The organism is Hallella sp., assembly GCF_037460745.1.
GTDB classification, from domain to species: domain Bacteria; phylum Bacteroidota; class Bacteroidia; order Bacteroidales; family Bacteroidaceae; genus Prevotella; species Prevotella faecis.
Map to the genome: position 1 here is coordinate 1 of NZ_JAXVAE010000060.1, position 11,866 is coordinate 11,866.

Genomic DNA, 11,866 nt, shown 5'->3' on the forward strand with positions numbered 1-11,866 from the left:
ATCAAATATATAACTATAGTTAAGCGATTAATATCGCATCACTAGTATTTTGAAAATATGAACTTATAATTTGAAATTTGAGCATCCTAAAAGACTAAAGAAAGGGCCGTATCATTACTCAATACAGAGTTTGATACGACCCTTTTAAATATTATAGTTATAATCTGTAACTTTGAAGAGTAGTCATTTTAGTTTTGACACACCCTCTTGTAGGAATAGTAGGTATGTGGGTTGTGTTACTTCACAAACTTCTTGCCCCCCTTGATGTAAACACCATGCTGGGCGGGCTTCTCCACCTTGCGGCCAAAGAGGTCGTAGATGGCGGCGTTGGCGTTGGCGTCGTTGCTCGTTGTGGGAGTGCTGATGCCCGTTGCGAGATCGTCGTCGTCCACGTCGACCACGGTAAACACGTAGCTGTCCTTCAGGTCGGCGTCCACACGCTTAATCACCTTGTCGGTCGTGATGCCCCATTGCTGCGGTGCGGCGTTGGGCGTGACGCTCGTCATGGCCCATTTGCCACCCACCTCTCGCAAGATCACCGAGTTCCACTCCGAGTAGTAGGGGTTCTGGTTGATGCGTCCTTCCTCGTCGAGAAACTTGTTTTTGTTGAACGCAATCTTCCATCGGCCCGATGTGGCGTCGGTGGTGATGGTCCACTTCTGGTATTTCTGCCTCGTGACATCCTTTCCCTTGGCCTTGAAGGTGGGTCGGCTCAGGGCCGAGAGCGACGAGGTGGTGGTGAGATATTCGCCCTTGTCGTTCTTGATGTAATAGGTCTTTCCGCTTTCGATCACGGGATGCTTCACGTCGTTGCCCTTCACCGGCACAATCTCGAAGATGGCGTCGTTGATGTGGAGGATGGGGTTGTTGTCCTTGTCCTTGGCCAACGGCGTGTCGCGCTTGATGATGCGCGTCTTGTTGGCTCCCAGGAACTTGCGGCTCACCTTTGCGGTGGTTTGGATGGCATACTTGCCGTTTACGCGGTAGATGTCGTAGCTGTGCCATTCGGGGTCGTAGGGGTTTATTTCCTTGTTCTCCCAGAACTGTCCCTTCTCGTTGAGGTAACGGCCATCCTGCGTGTTGGCAATCTTGTAACGGCCCGTGTTGGGATCCACGCTGATGGTCCACTCGCACTTCTGCGGCTGGGTGTCGTCGATGGCGTCGGTCCAGATGGGCATGTCGCCCGTGCGGTCGGCCGAGGCGTTCTTGTTGTAAAGGTATTTGCCGTTGTACTTGATGTAGTAGTTGCCCGTTTCGAGCACCTGCACGGGGAAGTTCTCCCAACCCTCGGTGTACTTGCTCTTGTAGGCTATGACCAACTCGTTGAGCTGCTGCTTGAGGAAGGGCTCCACCTTCTGCGTTGCCACCACGGGCTTGGCGCTCTTGATGGTCCCTGAGAAGTTGCGCGAGATGAGCGCGTCCTCCTTGGTCAGAAGGTCTTGTATGTCGCGGTAGTCTTGCAGGAACTTCGCCGTGTCGCCACTGTCGATGAGGCCCCACATCTCCACGATCTTCTGTCCGCGCTGGCCCATGTATTTCATTTTCTGCAGCCACGGTGTGATCTCGGTGATGAGCGCGGGGTTGTAGGTGTCGGCCAGCAGCGCGTCGGCCGCTTCCACCATCAGGTCAAACTGGTCCTTCTGCTCGTCGAGCGTGCCGTTCACGTTGAACTTGGGGCTCTCGCCCTCGCGGCGCAGTCCGTGCACGGTCCATCCCAGGTCCACATTGTGCTCGCAGAACACGTGGAAAGCCTCGGCGTTGTTGGGCATCAGGTAACCGATGGCCCGCTCCCAGTTGGCCTCGGGGTTGTAGTCTTTCATGTTCCAGGCATAGTCGGCCACACCGTAGAGCGCCACCTTCGAGGCCTCGGCATACTCCATGGGGTTCGACGTGAAGGCCGTCATCTTGCCGCCAAAGGCGTTGTTGCCCTTGTCGTTGCCGTAGAATTTGCCCATGAGCATGTGTCCGATGCAATAATCGTTGACGGGATAGTTGAGCCAGATGAAGGGCGCCATGCCCCCCGTGGCGGTCTTGAAGAAATCGAGGTCGCCCTGGTTGATCATGTCGGCCACGCCGTCGCCCGTCCACATCACCTCAATGCCCTTGTGCAAGCCCTTGCCCAGTGCGCGCAGGTATTCGTCGTTCTTGTTCCACCCGGCATAGGCGGCGTTATACTTGGTGGGGCACATCGAGAGGCGGTTCAGGTCGTCGTGCTTCTCAATGAAGTTTTTCCAAACATAGTTGCACTCGGCCACCTGCAGGTTGGCGTCGGCGCCACCAAAGTCGTCGAAGAAGATGGAGAAGTTGCGTACGCCCAGCGAGTAGACGTGCTCCAGCTTGTTCACCACGGCCTTGAAGTCGCTCTCGCTGTTGGAGATGCTTCCGCCCGTGTGGATCGACCACACAAACGACACGTGGTTCTTCTTGGCGGCCTCGGCCAGGCCACGGATAATGGCGGCCTTGTCGGCGGGATAGTTCTCGCGCCACTTGGTGCGGTGGTAGGGGTCGTCCTTGGGACCGTAAACATAGATGTTCATCTTGTTCTTGCCGTAGAATTCAAACTGGCTCTTGCGGTCGGCGTCGCTCCACGGATTGCCGTAGAAACCCTCTATCACGCCACGCTGTGCGCAGGCGGGATAGTCGCTGATCTCCACCTCCATCACGTTGGGCTGTGCCAGTATTTGCAACAGGGTCTGCACGCCGTAGTAGGTGCCGGCGTCGTCGGCGCCAGCCACGATGATGCCGTTGGCGTCCACCTTGAGGTAATAGCCCTCAGCCGTTTCGGGAATGTTGGCCTCCACGGCGCTCACGGCCGCTTCGCCCTTCTTGCCCACCACCAGGCTGATGCCGTCGTCGGCCAGGGTGAGCTTCTCCTGCAGCAAGGCCACGGCGTAGGCGTCGGTGGTTTCGGCCTTGGTAAGGCTATACTTGGCGTTGGCCGACTCGAAGGCCTTCTCGCCCCAGCTAACCGATTGAGGCACAGGCGACACCTGTACCTGTTGCGCCCACGACGCCACTTGGACAAAGAATGAACAAAGCAGCAGCAAGCTAACTTTTTTCAGGTAATTCATCATGTTTTAGGATACTATTTAGGTTTAATTATAGGTAAATCGGTGTAAAGGTACAGACTTTTCAGCAAAAATGACCTATCGCAGCCCATATTTGTTGCTTTGCGCTACATAATTAATTAGCTTAGTATGGTAAATGGAGCGGGTTTCATTTCCTCAAATGGTCATGCCAGTCCATAATGCTTTTTGCGAGTAGATACACTCTTGTTCCCATGGTCTGAGGCCATCTGTCTTTAGGATTCGCGTCAAGACTTTCGGCCCGCTTAATGGCTTCTTCAATATGTGGGAGTAAACTATTCTTTTGAAGTCGCGTCTTTGTCTCATAGTTGTTACCACTTTAGTTGACGTATGGGCGCAAAGAACGGAATGGCTCCATAGCGTCCTAAGAGGTAGCCTTTTCGCACATCCTCCCGGGGCTTAAACTCGGCCAATGATGTGAGGTGGGATGCGCCATCCTTTCCTTTCTCAACAAACCACACCTCGTCGGCTCTGATAAGGTCGAGATTAAGCAGGTTGCACTCGTGGGTAGAGAAGATCAGTTGGGTGTCTCTTCCTGGTTGAAGCCCAGAGAAATAGCACTCAAGGATTTTTTGTGAGAGCATGGGGTGCATGCTGCGGTCTATCTCGTCAATGAGATAGTCTACTTCGTTTTGCCTCAAGTCTATGAGCATGGGTATGAAGTCAAGCAGCCGAATGCTTCCGTCCGACTCTTCGCTCAGATCAAATACCACCTCTGTGCCCGAAGAGAGGTTCTTGTGTATGGCCTTTTGCTTGTAAATCTCGTAGCCACCCTTTGCATTCACCTCAAACAGATACATTTCTCCTCCAACCGTGGCTGCCATGCTGTATGGCTTGCCGTTCTTTGCCCTGTCGAGTATGTTCTCAAGCAAATCGGTAGCGAGGTTCACGTCTTCCTTTCTTACCTTGTATAGGCGCACGTCTGAAATGCCGGTGTTGAAGTAGGCAAGGAGCGAGCGAGTTGTTTCTTGCAGCTCGTCATTGTCCTCTGTAAGGAAAGAAATTCCTTGCAGGCGTGTGCTTGGGAAGATTATTTTCAGTCCATCGGCAAACCATTCTTTTGCCATTCGTATGCTTTCAAGTCCCTTGCCGTTCCTGCGTACATACTCAGAAAGGAAACTGCTATCGGAGGGAGTGCCGTGGGCAATAAACTTCAGGAGCATGGACGTTTCCTCGTTGCCGTCAACCTTGCCAAAGGTAAACTCGTTGCCGTCGGATGTTACTTTTCGGGTGAACACTTCCTTGTCTGTGCGGCTGTTGATTTCAAACAACCATTCTTCCTTGATGCCGCCAACGGTGAACTCCATGCCATAGGCATAGCACTTCCCCTTCGCCTTGAATTCTAATTCGACCTTGGAGTTTTGCTCCGTGGTGTCGGCAAGTTTGAAAGGTTCCATCAAGCTTTTCGGAAAACCACCGTTGGCCATCTGTTGGAGCAAGGCGATGGCTTTGATGATATTGCTCTTGCCCGAAGCGTTGGCGCCATACACGATGCCAGCCTTTAGAACAGAAATGTCGTCACGCTTCTCGGCACGAGAAACATGAGAGGAATGAGCATTGCTCTTGCCTGCCACAAAGCTGATCTGTGTTTCCTCCTTGATGGAATAGATGTTTTCGAATGTAGCCCTAAGAATCATAGCAATGTTGTTTTCTGGTTGTTGTGCAAAGATAATCTTTTTCTTTGAAACGCAAATGTGTAATTGTCGAATACTTGCAAAAAATGCGCAGAATTAACATATACTATGCCCGTCGTGGCGGTTTGATGTCGGATTCTGCTTTGTTTTATCATTTCTCCTCTATGCTTTGTTGTCTCCGTATGCCACCAGGCCTTGCTCGTGGAAATATGAGATTTTGAAACAACAATGGATACAAAAACAACGTCCTTGATGAATAAGGACTGTGCTGGGTGAGCCAGTCTTCTGTGAGATACAGGATTCAAAGAGAGTTAGGATGCAGGCTCCGCCGCTCGGCTTTGCCGTGTCTGAGCGTAAATGCTGACGTGTACCTTTGTCGTTGTTTCCTTGGGAATTTTCGCAACAATCTATATGGCAATCTACACGTTTGTTTTCAAGGAAGACAATGTTGGGCGCAAATACGCTATTCTCAGCAAAGTTATGCAAATGCTTGGCGTTCAGCGCTTTGCGATTTATGGCTGCTCGTTGCTCGCTCCTCGCTTACATTACCCCTTGCCGTTAGGCATGTATCGCACGTCGAAAGATGGTCTTTCGTGGTGCGATAGCTGGCCTTTCGAAGCTCGAAAGATGCCCGATCGCAACGCCAAAGATGCCTTTCGGCAAGCGGATGTCTCGTTTTTGTCGCTCCGATGGCGCAAAAACGGCGATTTCGCTCGCTGGTTCGGTCAAAATCTCGACACAACTTTTTAACCAAATATCTTGAACCATGCTCGGCTTGGCCATGGAGGCGGAGGGATGCGAGGGTGAGGGGCGGAAAAAGAAAAATCCCTTGCAAATCAGCGATTTACAAGGGGTCGATAACTTTTTGGGAGTACCCAGACCCGGGCTCGAACCGGGATGCCTTGCGGCACTGGTGTTTGAGACCAGCGCGTCTACCTATTCCGCCATCTGGGCTTCTTCTTTAAAAGCGATGCAAAGGTACAATGTTTTTTCGATACGCCCAAACATTATGGCGTATTTTTTTTGAGATTTATGCAAAAACCTGTTGGCGCAGGGGTGCCGTGGCGGGCGCAAAGGCTGTAGGGCGACTACTTTTTTAGGCCATTTCTGTGTGATGGTATTGAATTATTTGTTACCTTTGCAGTCAAACGCGTTTTTGAAATGAAAGACATTTGCAGCATAGGGCACATTACCCGCGATAAGATCGTAACACCTAAGAACACCGTCTATATGGCCGGTGGCACCTCTTATTATATGTCGTATGGCATTAGTCGCCTCCCTGAGAAGGTTAGTTACCAACTGGTGACCAAGGTGGGCGAAGGCCAGATGGGCGAGGTGGAGAAGCTGCGCCAGGCGGGCGTGGACACCCTTTGCTATCCGAGTCGTCACACGGTGTATTTTGAGAACCGTTACGGCATCGACACCAACAACCGCACGCAGCGGGTGCTGGCCAAGGCCGACCCCTTCACCTTGGAGGAGATGCGCCCGTTGGAGGCCCGTGTGTTCCACTTAGGCAGCCTGCTGGCCGACGACTTCCCGCCCGAGGTGGTGAAATACCTGGCCACGAAGGGACTGGTGTCGATCGATGTGCAGGGCTACCTGCGCGAGGTGGTGGGCGAGGATGTGCGCGCCATTCCTTGGAAGCACCAAGAGGAGATTTTGGCGGCCACGAGCATCCTGAAGCTCAACGAGCACGAGATGGAGGTCATCACCAACTCGAAGGACCCTCGCACCGTGGCCCGCACGCTGGCCGACCAAGGTGTGAGGGAGGTGGTCATCACGTTGGGCAGCTATGGCTCGCTCATCTATGCCGACCGCCATTTCTATGAGATTCCCGCCTTCCAACCGCGCGAGGTGGTCGACGCCACGGGTTGTGGCGACACCTATTCCACGGGCTACCTCTATTGTCGGTTGCAGGGCATGGGCTACGCCGAGGCCGGTAGGTTCGCCGCCGCCATGTGCACCCTGAAGTTGGAGCACAATGGCCCGTTCGACGGCACGTTGGCCGACATAGAGCGCGTCATGCGCTAACCCTCCCCCGCAGGTTCAATGATTAGCGCTCAGACCGCGTCTGAGCGCTAAAAGGAAACCATTCGGGGTGAGAGAACGCTCAGACGCGGTCGCTCGGCTCTGCCGCTTTGGCTTACCCTTCGGCCGCCGAGCTAAACCTTCATCAGAAAGAACAACGAGATTTGTCGTAGACCCACTGACCGTAGGGAAGTAATTTCTCGAATTAACGAGACCCGGCGAAGCCCCACCGACCAAAAGGGAGGTAATTAGTGTAATCGTTCTACGATTACCAATTTGAACGAATTTAGCTAACGCAATTTGGAAAAATTCGAAAATTAGGGAAATTCGTTGTTACGCCGTCTGAGGCCAAATAAAACGATTCGTTGTTACGCCGTCTGAGGCTAAAAGAATTACCATTCGGGGTGAGATATTCACCCCATCACCTCATCCAGGGAGGCGTGTTGACTTTCCAGGAGCTGGTCGAGGTAACGACGCAAACGGTCTTTACCCACCTCCTCGAGTCCGTTGCCAAAGGTTACCAGATGGTCGGCCAGATGCACGGCGAGGTTCAGGTCGTGGGTGGAGAGCACAATGATCTTCCCCGTGTGGTGGGCCAGGCTACCCAAGAGCTGCAGGGTCTCCACCTTGCTGGGATAGTCGAGGAAGGCCGTAGGCTCGTCGAGGAGCACCACGGGTGTTTGCTGCGCCAATGCCTTGGCAATCATCATCTTCTGTCGCTCGCCATCGCTCAGCGTGCCTACCTGCCGCTGGGCCAGAGGGGTGAGGCCCGTCATGGCGAGCGCCTCGCCCACCATGCGGCGGTCGTCGTCGTTGAGGCGTCCGAAGAAGCCCGTGTAGGGCATGCGCCCCATGCCCACCAGTTGCTCCACGGTGAGGTTCTCCACCTCCACGCGGTCGGTGAGCACCACACCAATCCACCGCGACAGCTCGCGTCGTGAGAGTTCTGACAGCTGCCGTTCCACGCCGTCGGCTACGAGCGTCACCGTGCCCGCCAAGGGCGGTTGCACCCCCGCCAGTGTGCGCAGCAGGGTCGACTTGCCCATTCCGTTGGCACCCACGAGCGCCGTGAGGGTTCCGCCCTGCAAGCGGGCGGTGAGATGCGAGGCCACCACCCGGTGCTTGTAGCCCACCGACAAATCAGAGATGATCATTTCGTTCATGCTGCAAAGATACGGCTATCCCTCCAGATTATCATCATGTTGTGTGACAATATTGCACACGAACGTGACAAAAACGGCTACATCTGGCAGACGGGCATCCCACTGATGCCCTTGGCACGCTTGTTGCTTAAGGGCTTAGTGACAACCGAGGCTATACGATAAGCCAGATGAGCGGAGCGTGCTTTGCATGGCGTGAAGGGGTTCCCACGAAATGGATGTCGAAAAAGCCGAAGCTAACAAAAGATAATTATAACATGAAGTCCCGACCGGGCCGCAAGGCGAGGAGAGGACGACAAAACAAAACTGGAGGTAAATATTATGTTGTTAGTTCGTAGAAACAATGATTCTAATTGGTTGAACAATTGGTTTGACGACACACTCTTTGATGTCGACCTGATGCCGCAGACTAAAGCCACAGCGCCCGCTATCAATGTGCTTGAAACTCCCAAGGACTATAAGATGGAGATGGCCGTTCCCGGTTTGAGGAAAGAGTGGGTTCGCGTGAACATCAACAACGACGGACTGCTCCATGTGGCCATTGAGAACAAGATGGAGCACAAGGAGGAAGAGCGCGACAACAAGGAGGAGAAGCACGAGCGCTACTTGCGCCGCGAGTTTGGCTACAGCAACTATGAGCAGTGCTACACCCTGCCTGAGGATGTAGACCACGACCACATCACCGCAAGCGTAGCCGATGGCATCCTCACCATCACCGTTCCGAAGATCACTCCTGAGCAGGAGGCGAAGGTCATGAAGAACATCGAGGTGAAATAACATTCCCCTTCTGGCGAAGCGCTAAAGGCATTCGCCGAGTATAACACACATCAGCCCTGGTTTCCCACAAAGGAAGTCAGGGCTGATTCGTGTTCTATGCGTGGCGGGTGGGTAGAGTGGAAGCTGCCTCATGCCTTTTTGTTTCCAAAGTTATAAAAATAATTGAAGCATACCCCGTTTGCGCCAAGAAAATGGAAAAGAAACCCGATAATTGCCAAATGGCAACAAAAGTGGCGCAATGCTATGGCCTGTTGTGAAAGAAGAGCAAATAAGATGGCAACGTATTGGAACGCGATGGCAACGCATTGGAACAATATTTTTATCAAAATACCAAAAGAATGTGCTATCTTTGCCCACACCTAAATCAAACAATAACGTAATGAGGAATATTTGTTTTGCAGCAGCATTGTTGTTTTGCCTCCAGGTATATGGGGCAAAAGCAGAATCCATGGATTCTCAGACAACATACCTTAATTATAAGGTGGCGACAAGCAATGGGCAAGGTTCTCGAAGGTGCCCTGCTAACCTCGCTTTTCTGCCATCGACATGGATAGGCGATGGTGGCGCAGAGCGCTTAGCCCTGTCGGCCTATGCTTGAACCATTTGGAGTGAAGAAGCGTCGGCAAGTGTGTTTTTAGATGCCCTGTGGCCTCAATTACATAGAATTTAGATATGAGTAATGCTGAATATCCTTATAACCGACTATTGTTCAATTAGATATACGATGTAAGCCAAATGATGGATTTAGATACTCATCCTCAAGCAATGTGAGAATTTAGTTGTATTTTTGTAGCGATAAAACTTCTAAAAATGAGAAAAACGTTCTGTGCTCTTCTAACCGTTGCCTTGCTAACGATGGTCGCTTCATGTTACACGCATGATGACAGGATATCTATGGCTTTAGAAATGGTAGAAAACCAGAAGCCTGACAGCGCAATAACGATTCTCAACAGTATAAACCAAACCAAACTATCAGACCAAGAGTTAGCCATCTACTCGCTTGTTTACACAATGGCGCAGAACAAGGCGGGGCAGAATGTCGACCATGACTCCCTAATCAGAACAGCTTACAACTGGTATAAGGACAGGCCCAACGATTCGCTTTACGCTAAGTGCTTATACTACATGGGGCTGTATTATGCGCATAACGACAGTTCCGAAAAGGCGCTCAACCTGTTTGTCAAATGTCTTAAATATTCAAGACAACAAGGCGATACGCTGACTTATTGCCTCGGGCTCTTTCAAAGTTCGCGACTGTTAAGGCTGTACGATGCTGATAGGGCCATAGGATATGCGCGACAAGTGGTCGACATATATAATAAAGTGAATGTGTCGACTGCCAACAGGGTCTATTCATTGCTCAACTTAGCCGAATGCCTTACCTACAAGGAGAACACCCTCGAAGAGGTCATTGGCTTCACACGTAAAGCCATTTCCCTTGCCCAAACCATCAGAACCGACCAGGCGCCCCTCGCCGATGCTTATCAAGATCTTTCAGTGTTTTATAGCATGTATGGGGAAGAAGCCCATGTGCTGCAAGCGGCAAAAGCGTCTTACAACCTACGTGTGACCTACGATGTTTCGGCCCATTTGGCCTTGGCGCAAGCCTATTGCCAAGCCGACTCGTTAAGACAAGCAAAAGCATTGATCTCTCAAACTCCACGCGCATGTTACGAAGAATACGGAGGGCTCATCTATTCGCTCAGTAGGCAAATAGCCTTCTCCCAAAACGACATAAACAACGTTTACGCATACGCCGATTCCGCGGAGGCGTATCTGATAAAGAAGAATTCGGCCAACATGGCTTCCAAGGATAAGTATTACACGCTCATGTTGCAAAAGGAGGTGGCGCGAGCCAAAGATAACGAGGCTAATAGGCAACAAGTCACCTTGACAATCGTCATCTCTTTGTTTCTGATCGTTCTCATATCATTGGGCTGTGCCCTTTTGTATCAAAAAGCCAAGTTGGCTGAGAACGAACGAATAAGAAATCTCTCCCAAATACAATGGAAAGACAAGCAGTTGGCCTCCATCAGGCAATACCTGATCAAAAAGGTGGACATATCGAAGAAGGTAAACACGTTGAAAACGAAAAAGCCAAGGGCTTTCGCATTCTCAGACGACGATTGGCTTGAATTGGAGGCTTTTGTGAATAGCACCGACAATGATTTCATTGAGAGATTAAGAAGCGAGTTCCCTAAGCTAACAACCAAAGATATCCGCTTTCTTATGCTCATTCGAATCAAGGTGCCTGCCTCAACCATAGCCGCTCTGTATAGCATCGAGGAGAAGTCGGTCAGACAAAAGCTGTTCTTGATAAAGACAAAACTGGGACTGGAAGGTGCCGATATTTCGGCCAAAACATTTATAGAGAACTACTAACCAGCAACCCAATGGCATTTTTAGACAGAATAATCCTCTGATATCTCATACATCGCTGATAAACAAGATGTTGCGCATAGGCTCCAATATGTCTTTTTAGACATGAAACCTTTGCGCTTCATCTGATAATCGAATAACTTTGCACGTGAAATAATAACCAAAAACCGATATGAAAAGATTTTTTGTAATTTTCGTTTCAGCATTTTTTAATGTGTTTGCTACACCAGCAAAGCCTGTTATCCTGTACAAAGAAAGGGTCTGCCATTAAGGTCAAACACATTTGCCAGGCCATTCCCAATGGTAATTAGTAACGCCCAATGATTCATAGCAAGTTTTCACATATTGGTTTGCTTGCCTTCCTTACGTTGTCGTTTGCCTTGGTGGCTCTGTCTGCCAAGGCAGACGATACGAAACACAGTTTCTGTGGCCGTGTTATCGACAACTTCACGGAGGCGGGCATTGGTGGAGCGCGTGTCGTACTGACCGACATGCGTGGGGAGATCCTTTGCACCGACTCTACCTACTCGTTCTCTGAGGACGACTTGGCCTTCTCTCCCGACCTGGCGGGCGACATAGGAAACTTTATGTTGCCAGTGCCCCACAAGGGGAAATACCTGCTGAGGGTTGAGGCTGATGGCTACGCTCCCGACAGTCTATGGGTGAATTACCCATTAAACCGTCTGAAGGAAGTTTTCCTGCCACCAGTCCGCCTGAACAAGTTGCGCAGCCATGACTTGCGCGAGCTCCTGACTTCGTCACTCAAAAAACATGCATTTTATAACTTGCTGATAAACAATAT

General features: G+C 51.1%; 9 protein-coding genes and 1 tRNA gene. 5 read left to right on the forward strand and 5 right to left on the reverse strand.

From position 1 onward, the window contains the following. Window positions 1-236: 236 nt before the first annotated feature. Together WKK33_RS02200 and WKK33_RS02205 are read right to left on the reverse strand one after the other, a co-directional pair. On the reverse strand, window positions 237-3,074 hold the full coding sequence (locus WKK33_RS02200; RefSeq protein ID WP_337932279.1) for a beta-N-acetylglucosaminidase domain-containing protein: 2,838 nt from the start codon (window positions 3,072-3,074) through the stop codon (window positions 237-239). Between the two features lie 323 nt (window positions 3,075-3,397). Next, window positions 3,398-4,723 carry an AAA family ATPase gene (locus tag WKK33_RS02205; RefSeq protein WP_337932281.1) on the reverse strand — a complete coding sequence of 442 codons (1,326 nt, stop codon included), beginning with the start codon at window positions 4,721-4,723 and terminating at the stop codon, window positions 3,398-3,400. A gap of 408 nt (window positions 4,724-5,131) precedes the next feature. Here WKK33_RS02205 and WKK33_RS02210 point away from each other — a divergent pair, with 408 nt between their 5' ends. Continuing rightward, window positions 5,132-5,470 (forward strand): hypothetical protein, encoded by a 339-nt coding sequence (locus WKK33_RS02210; protein ID WP_337932283.1) that lies wholly within the window; start codon window positions 5,132-5,134, stop codon window positions 5,468-5,470. 122 nt (window positions 5,471-5,592) lie between these two features. Here the strand turns inward: WKK33_RS02210 and WKK33_RS02215 are convergent. Then, window positions 5,593-5,674 (reverse strand) — tRNA-Leu (locus tag WKK33_RS02215). 207 nt (window positions 5,675-5,881) lie between these two features. Between WKK33_RS02215 and WKK33_RS02220 the strand changes: the two genes are divergently transcribed. Then, the gene (locus WKK33_RS02220) at window positions 5,882-6,751 is read left to right on the forward strand and encodes a PfkB family carbohydrate kinase (protein ID WP_337932285.1); all 870 of its coding nucleotides are present in this window, start codon (window positions 5,882-5,884) and stop codon (window positions 6,749-6,751) included. Between the two features lie 410 nt (window positions 6,752-7,161). Here the strand turns inward: WKK33_RS02220 and WKK33_RS02225 are convergent, their stop codons facing one another. After that, complete coding sequence (locus WKK33_RS02225) at window positions 7,162-7,911, reverse strand: ABC transporter ATP-binding protein (RefSeq protein ID WP_337932286.1); 750 nt, start codon at window positions 7,909-7,911, stop codon at window positions 7,162-7,164. A 318-nt stretch (window positions 7,912-8,229) separates the two neighbouring features. Here WKK33_RS02225 and WKK33_RS02230 point away from each other — a divergent pair, with 318 nt between their 5' ends. Then, a complete protein-coding gene (locus tag WKK33_RS02230) occupies window positions 8,230-8,685 on the forward strand; it encodes an Hsp20/alpha crystallin family protein (protein WP_215759511.1) in 456 nt (151 codons plus the stop codon). Window positions 8,686-8,835: 150 nt separating this feature from the next. On the opposite strand, the gene WKK33_RS02235 is transcribed toward WKK33_RS02230, so the two are convergent. Further along, window positions 8,836-9,135, reverse strand: coding sequence for a hypothetical protein (locus WKK33_RS02235; protein WP_337932288.1), 300 nt, complete (start codon window positions 9,133-9,135; stop codon window positions 8,836-8,838). Window positions 9,136-9,495: 360 nt separating this feature from the next. On the opposite strand from WKK33_RS02235, the gene WKK33_RS02240 reads away from it, so the two are divergent. Further along, window positions 9,496-11,067, forward strand: coding sequence for a hypothetical protein (locus tag WKK33_RS02240; protein WP_337801226.1), 1,572 nt, complete (start codon window positions 9,496-9,498; stop codon window positions 11,065-11,067). Between the two features lie 317 nt (window positions 11,068-11,384). Then, a partial coding sequence (locus WKK33_RS02245; protein ID WP_337932290.1) for a carboxypeptidase-like regulatory domain-containing protein occupies window positions 11,385-11,866 on the forward strand: 482 nt, incomplete at its 3' end.

Excerpts from the sequence above, each read along its gene's own strand:
- WKK33_RS02200 (WP_337932279.1), bottom strand. The coding sequence starts at position 3,074 with ATGATGAATTACCTGAAAAAAGTTAGCTTGCTGCTGCTTTGTTCATTC.
- WKK33_RS02205 (WP_337932281.1), bottom strand. The coding sequence starts at position 4,723 with ATGATTCTTAGGGCTACATTCGAAAACATCTATTCCATCAAGGAGGAA.
- WKK33_RS02210 (WP_337932283.1), top strand. The coding sequence starts at position 5,132 with ATGGCAATCTACACGTTTGTTTTCAAGGAAGACAATGTTGGGCGCAAA.
- WKK33_RS02220 (WP_337932285.1), top strand. The coding sequence starts at position 5,882 with ATGAAAGACATTTGCAGCATAGGGCACATTACCCGCGATAAGATCGTA.
- WKK33_RS02225 (WP_337932286.1), bottom strand. The coding sequence starts at position 7,911 with ATGAACGAAATGATCATCTCTGATTTGTCGGTGGGCTACAAGCACCGG.
- WKK33_RS02230 (WP_215759511.1), top strand. The coding sequence starts at position 8,230 with ATGTTGTTAGTTCGTAGAAACAATGATTCTAATTGGTTGAACAATTGG.
- WKK33_RS02235 (WP_337932288.1), bottom strand. The coding sequence starts at position 9,135 with ATGGATTCTGCTTTTGCCCCATATACCTGGAGGCAAAACAACAATGCT.
- WKK33_RS02240 (WP_337801226.1), top strand. The coding sequence starts at position 9,496 with ATGAGAAAAACGTTCTGTGCTCTTCTAACCGTTGCCTTGCTAACGATG.